Here is a 1101-nt window from a genome sequence, read left to right on the forward strand (position 1 = left end):
CGTGCGAGCATGCGCACAAGATCCACTACCTCGGTGTCGGTCGTCCAACGCGTCACGCCGACACGGTTCTTCTTAACTTTCAGGCGGGTGTGATCGCCACCTTGCCAATGGATGATGAGGTCCAGATGCTGATTGTCCTGATCCACGTCGACGATGATTTCCGACAGCACCGTACGCAGGATCTTCTTCTTGATCTCCGACGTAACACCGGGGCGCTGCCAAGCTCTATTCAGATCGTCCCCGAGCTTAAGCAGCGCTTCGCGATCGCCGGCGCTAAGTCCAGGAGAAGGCGAACTGGCCAAACTCTCGATTTCTCGCTCAATTGTACGCACAGCTTGGATGCGCTCGTTCCAGCGACGCTCAAGTTCACCAGCGACGTGACGATTGTCGGGGTCGACCGCGTCATATTGGCGATACGCTCGGTTTGCTTCGTAATGCGCCTGTTCAAGAGACCTTTGGAGCTGAAGCAGTTTTTCCGACTGTTCGGCACCCTGAGTTTTCATTGCATTTAGCGCAGCCTCAACGCCAAGCGGTTGAAGCCGCTCCAGCACCTCTCGCGCCACCATCCGATCGAGGCGCATTCCATCGAAGCCAAGACAGGCTGCGACGGCCGCCTTGTTGAAGTCTCCGCGACAGACATATCTCTGCGTGTCGCCGCCTCTGCCAGAATACTGAACGTATAACCGCCGGCCACATCGCGCGCAGCGCAAAAGCCCAGGGAGAAGTGCTTCGCCGCGTCGGACGGCTCCTCGACCCAGATAGCTCTTGCCGTTGGCATTGTCCGCAATGAGGCGTTGGTTCCGAACAAACTCATCCCAGGAGATGTAGCCCTCGTGATGGTCGCGGAGCAGCACGTCCCAGACTTTCCAATCTCGTTGGGGATTTCGCTTTACCTTCTTCCGACCGTTCTCGACCGTCATCCGGACACCCCGTCGTCCGAACACGTAGGCACCGGCATACACAGGGTTGGTGAGCATGTGATTCAACGTCGTGTAGCTTGGTGTACGCCATTCGATTTTCGGATCGTGCGAACCTCCCGCGGCGAAGGGTAGTGCGATCTTCTCCTGGAGCAACCAGAGCAAGACCTGCCGGATCGATTGG

The 1101-nt window shown here is 57.7% G+C and carries 1 protein-coding gene; it reads right to left on the reverse strand.

Going from position 1 to position 1101, the window contains the following annotated elements; translation table 11 throughout:
- Positions 1-1082 (reverse strand): recombinase family protein (locus K288_RS0143525; RefSeq protein WP_244443501.1); only part of this gene is annotated, 1082 nt, incomplete at its 3' end.
- Between the last annotated feature and the right edge of the window lie 19 nt (positions 1083-1101).

Source organism: Bradyrhizobium sp. Ai1a-2 (assembly GCF_000426245.1).
GTDB lineage: Bacteria > Pseudomonadota > Alphaproteobacteria > Rhizobiales > Xanthobacteraceae > Bradyrhizobium.